Origin of the sequence: Parafrankia sp. FMc2 (genome assembly GCF_041008525.1) — a bacterium.
Taxonomy (GTDB): domain Bacteria; phylum Actinomycetota; class Actinomycetes; order Frankiales; family Frankiaceae; genus Parafrankia.
The window spans coordinates 1-4,869 of sequence record NZ_JBFLUG010000262.1 but is presented as its reverse complement, the minus strand read 5'-3'; the positions used below and the strand labels follow the sequence as shown (position 1 = coordinate 4,869).

General features: G+C 77.5%; 5 protein-coding genes and 1 pseudogene. All 6 read left to right on the top strand.

Annotation, left to right across the window (positions count from 1 at the left end; all coding sequences use genetic code 11):
- A pseudogene (locus tag AB1460_RS35660) lies at nt 1-293 on the top strand (hypothetical protein); the annotation flags it as partial.
- Nucleotides 290-1,045, top strand: a complete 756-nt coding sequence (locus tag AB1460_RS35655; protein ID WP_420497452.1) for a VWA domain-containing protein — start codon at nt 290-292, stop codon at nt 1,043-1,045. The pseudogene AB1460_RS35660 and the gene AB1460_RS35655, both read left to right, overlap by 4 nt.
- The gene (gene cobO, locus AB1460_RS35650; RefSeq protein WP_368966842.1) at nt 1,045-1,653 is read left to right on the top strand and encodes a cob(I)yrinic acid a,c-diamide adenosyltransferase; all 609 of its coding nucleotides are present in this window, start codon (nt 1,045-1,047) and stop codon (nt 1,651-1,653) included. Before AB1460_RS35655 ends, cobO begins: the two co-directional genes overlap by 1 nt.
- Before the next feature lie 4 nt (nt 1,654-1,657).
- The gene (locus tag AB1460_RS35645) at nt 1,658-3,175 is read left to right on the top strand and encodes a cobyrinate a,c-diamide synthase (protein WP_368966840.1); all 1,518 of its coding nucleotides are present in this window, start codon (nt 1,658-1,660) and stop codon (nt 3,173-3,175) included.
- Nucleotides 3,172-3,999, top strand: a complete 828-nt coding sequence (cobI, locus tag AB1460_RS35640; protein ID WP_368966838.1) for a precorrin-2 C(20)-methyltransferase — start codon at nt 3,172-3,174, stop codon at nt 3,997-3,999. The genes AB1460_RS35645 and cobI overlap by 4 nt, the downstream gene beginning before the upstream one ends.
- Nucleotides 3,996-4,869 (top strand): precorrin-4 C(11)-methyltransferase (gene cobM, locus AB1460_RS35635; protein WP_368966837.1); only part of this gene is annotated, 874 nt, incomplete at its 3' end. The genes cobI and cobM, both read left to right, overlap by 4 nt.

The following is a 4,869-nucleotide window of genomic DNA, read 5'->3' as shown; positions in this document are numbered from 1 at the left end:
GGGGGCAGGCCTCGGCGGGTGGTGCGGCGTCCCCGCCGGCCGGTGGCCTGCCCCCCGGCGCGCTTGCGGACCGTGGCGTCACGGGAACCAGTGCCGGGGCGGGGGCGGGCGACCTGCTGTCCCGCCGCACCCGCCCCGGCCGGGGCGGGAACCCGGACCCGGGCAGGGGGCTGCCACGGGCACGGTCGGTGCGGCCGGGGCGCCGTTTCGGCCGCGGCTGCTGCAGGTCGCCGGCGTCGGCGCCGGGGCGGCGGGCCGCCGTTCGGCGGCCGGTGGGCCCCGCGGCGCGGTGACCGGCGCCGGGGCCGACGCCCCCGGGCTGCACCTGCCCGCGACGCTGCGCGCCGCCGCGCCGCACCAGCGGCTCCGCGGGCGCACCGGCCCGGGACTGGTCCTGACACCGGCGGACCGCCGCGGGCCGCACCGCCGCGGCCGGGAGGGGAACCTGGTGCTGTTCGTCGTCGATGCCAGCGGGTCGATGGCGGCCCGCACCCGGCTGCGGCACGTCGCGACCGCGGTGATGTCCCTGCTCGTCGACGCCTACCAGCGCCGCGACCGCATCGGCATGATCACGTTCCGGGGGGCGGGGGCGCAGGTGGTACTGGCACCGACGTCCAGTGTGGAGGTGGGGGCCCGGTACCTGGCGGGGCTGGCGACCGGCGGGCGGACCCCGATCGCGGCCGGGTTGGACGCCGCGGCGGGGGTGCTGCGCGCCGAGGCCCGCCGTGATCCGCACAGGCGTCCCCTGCTGGTGCTCGTCACCGACGGGCGGGCCACCGCCGGGCCGGATCCGCAGGGGGCGGCGCGGGCACTGGTCCGCGGCGCCGGCGGGGTCGCGACCCGGACGGGCCGCCCGCCCGGCACGGCGCCGCGGCGGGCGGGGCTGACCAGTGTGGTGGTCGACTGCGAGACCGGCCCGGTGCGCCTGGGTCTCGCGGGCCGGCTCGCTGTCGCCCTCGGGGCGTCCGTCGTCGGCCTGGACGCGCTGCACGCCCCCGGCGCCGCCGGTGCGGGCGTGGGCGGCGCGGCGGGGTGGGTGGCCTGATGGCGCCGCAGGGGCAGCCGGAGCAGGTCCCCGACGACGGGCTGACGACGCGGCAGCGCCGCGACCGTCCGCTGCTGATCGTGCACACCGGGACGGGGAAGGGGAAGTCGACCGCCGCGTTCGGGCTGGCGTTGCGCGGCTGGGCGCAGGGCTGGCCGGTCGGGGTGTTCCAGTTCGTCAAGTCGGCGAAGTGGCGCATCGGGGAGGAGAAGGCGCTGCGGGCGCTCGCTGACACCGGCCACGGCGGGACGGTCACCTGGCACAAGATGGGGTCGGGGTGGAGCTGGGTGCAGCGCCGCCTGGAGCTGGCGGAGGACCCGGCGGGCGCGGCGGCGGAAGGCTGGGCGCAGATCGCCCGTGACCTGGCCGCGCAGACCTACCAGCTGTACGTCCTCGACGAGCTGACGTACCCGCTGCGTTGGGGCTGGATCGACCTCGACGAGGTCCTCGCCGTTCTCGCCGCCCGCCCCGGCCACCAGCATGTGGTGATCACCGGCCGGGAGGCGCCGGCGGCGCTCCTCGACGCCGCCGACCTCGTCACCGAGATGACGAAGGTGAAACATCCGATGGACGTCGGGCAGAAGGGCCAGCGGGGTATCGAATGGTGACCCGGTGAGCCCGCTGGACATCCCCCGGCTGGTGATCGCCGCGCCGGGCAGCGGGTCGGGGAAGACGACGGTGGCGACCGGGGTGATGGCGGCGTTGGCGGCGCGGGGGCTGCGGGTCTCGCCGCACAAGGTCGGCCCGGACTACATCGACCCGACCTACCATGCGCTGGCCACCGGGCGTCCCGGCCGCAACCTGGACATGGTGCTGTGCGGGGCGGGGCGCATCGCGCCGCTGTTCGCGCACGGCGCCGCCGGCGCGCACGTCGCGGTCATCGAAGGGGTGATGGGCCTGTTCGACGGGGTCGCCACCCCCCGCCCGGGCGAGGAGCCCGACCACGGGTCGACGGCGGCGGTGGCACGGCTGCTCGACGCACCGGTGCTGCTCGTCGTCGACGGGTCGGGCCTGGGCCGGTCCGTGGCCGCCCTCGTCGCCGGGTTCGCCCGGTTCGACCCGCGGGTGCGGCTGGCGGGGGTGATCCTCAACCGGGTCGGGTCACCGCGGCACCGGCGGATTCTCACCGAGGCGCTGGCCGACGTCGGCGTGGCGGTGTTCGGGGCGCTGCCCCGCGACGACACGGTGCACACCCCGTCACGGCACCTGGGCCTGGTCCCGGCGGCGGAACGGTCGGCCGCGGCCCGGGCCGCGGTGGACCGCCTCGGCGTGCTCGCCGCCGCCGCGGTCGACCTGGACGGGCTGCTGCGCCTGGCCGCGACCGCCCCGCCGCTGGCCACCGACCCGTGGGATCCCACCGCGGCGGATCCCACCGCGGCCGCCGGCCACACCGGCGCACCGGCACCGGCACGGGCACGGGCACCGGGGCGGGGGCGGCCGGTGCGGGTGGCGGTGGCCGGCGGGCCGGCGTTCACGTTCGGCTACGCCGAGCATGCGGAACTGCTCACCGCCGCCGGCGCCGACGTCCTCACCGTGGACCCGTTGCGTGACGAGACCCTGCCTCCGGGCACGGACGCCCTCGTCGTCGGCGGCGGTTTCCCCGAGGAGCACGCCGCCGCCCTCGGCGCCAACACCCGGCTGCGCGCCGCCGTCGCCGCCCTCGCCGCCCGCGGCGCACCGGTGATCGGGGAATGCGCCGGGCTGCTGTACCTGGGCCGGTCCCTGGACGGCACGCGGATGTGCGGTGTCCTCGACACCGACGCGGTGATGGGCCCACGGCTCACCCTGGGGTACCGGCGGGCGGTCGCCGCCACCGACAGTGCGCTGGCCGCGGCGGGCACGGTGGTGCACGCCCACGAGTTCCACCGCACCCGGCTGACCGTCCCCCGCGCGGCGCTGGGCGACCCACCGGCCTGGCGGATCGACCCGCCACCCGGCACGGACCGCGACGACGGGCAGGTGGAGGGCTTTGTCCGGGGCGGGGTGCACGCCTCCTACCTGCACCTGCACTGGGCGGGAGTGCCGGGGCTGGCGGCCCGGCTGGTCGCCGCCGCCCACACCGCCCGCCCGTCGGGGGCGGGCCAGCAGACACCTGGTGCGAACGGAGAACGGGAGGTGGCGTCGCGGTGAGCGGCACAGTAAGCCCGCGGCTGGTCGGGGTCGGGGTCGGGCCGGGAGACCCGGACCTGGTGACCTTCCGCGCGGTGCGGGTCCTACAGGACGCCGATGTGGTGTTCGTCCCGGTCAGTGACGGCCACGGGCCGTACGGGCCGGGCGCCGGTGGGGACGGGACGGCGGTGCCGGGCCGGGCGGAGATGACCGTCCGCAGCCATGTCGATCATGACCGGGTGGTGCGGTTGCCGTTCCGGATGACCGGCGACGCCGACTACGCGGGCCCCGCCCGCACCGTCGCCGACGCGCTACGCCACGGCCACGCCGACAGCCACCACCGCGGTGACAGCCAGCGGCCGGGTGCCGCGGCCGCGGTGACGGTGGCGTTCGCGACCATCGGCGACCCGAACCTGTACTCGACGTTCACCGCGCTCGCCGCGGCCGTGACCACGCTCGTCCCCGACCTGGTCCTGGACACGGTGCCGGGGATCACCGCGATGCAGGACCTGGCCGCCCGCTCCGGGACGGTCCTCGCGCACGGCACGGAGACGGTCGCGTTGTTGCCGCTGACCGCCGGGGTGCCGGCCTACCAGGCGGCCGTCGACACGTTCGACACGGTCGTCGCGTACAAGGGCGGGCGGGCGTTGCCGGCGCTGCGCGCGGTCCTCGCGACCGCGGGGCGCCTCGACGGCCCGGCCGGGCACGCCGTCTACGGGGCGGCCCTCGGCCTGCCCGAGCAGGACATCCGCCCGGCCGGCGACCTTGACGTCGACGCGACCGGCCCCTACCTGTCCACGGTGCTGGCGACCCACCGGCCGCGGTGGCCCGGGCGGGCCCGGTGACCGGGCGGGTCAGTTTCGTCGGCGCCGGGCCCGGCGCCGCGGATCTGATCACGGTCCGCGGCGCGGCGGTGATCGGCGCCGCCGACATCGTGATCTGGGCGTCGTCGCTGGTCCATCCACAGGTGCTGCGGTACGCCCGGGCCGGGGCGGACCTCGTCGACTCGGCGGCGCTGCCACTGGAAGGGGTGGAGGCGATCTACCGGCGGGCCGCCGCCGACGGGCTGCACGTCGCCCGGGTGCACTCCGGGGACCCGGCGCTGTGGGGTGCGGTGCAGGAGCAGGTGGAGATCTGCGACCGGCTCGGGATGGCCTGCGACATCGTCCCCGGGGTCAGTAGTTTCACCGCGCTGGCCGCGGCGATCGGCCGGGAGCTGACCGTGCCGGAGATCGCCCAGTCGGTCATCCTGACCCGTCTCGGTGGCGGGAAGACACCGATGCCGCCCGGGGAGGAGGTCCGTGACCTGGCCAGGCACGGCACGACGATGGCGCTGTTCCTGTCCGCCGCCCGGTCCCCGCAGCTCCGCGAGGAGCTGCTCGCCGGCGGCTACCCGCCGGACACCCCATGTGTGATCGCCTACCAGGTCAGCTGGCCGGAGGAGCTGATCGTGCGCGCCACCGTGGACACGCTGGCCGACACCGTCCGCGAGCACCGGCTGTGGAAGCACACGCTGATCCTCGTCGGGCCGGCACTGGACGCCGGCGGCCGCCGCTCCCACCTCTACCACCCGGGGCACTTCCACACCTACCGGCGGGCGCAGCCGGCGGCCCGCAGCGCCCTGCGTGATCAGGACCGGGCGCTGGCCGCGGCCGGCGCCCGGTCCTGGGGTACCCTGGTCGGTGCCGCCGACGGTGGGGCCGGCCGGGGGGCGG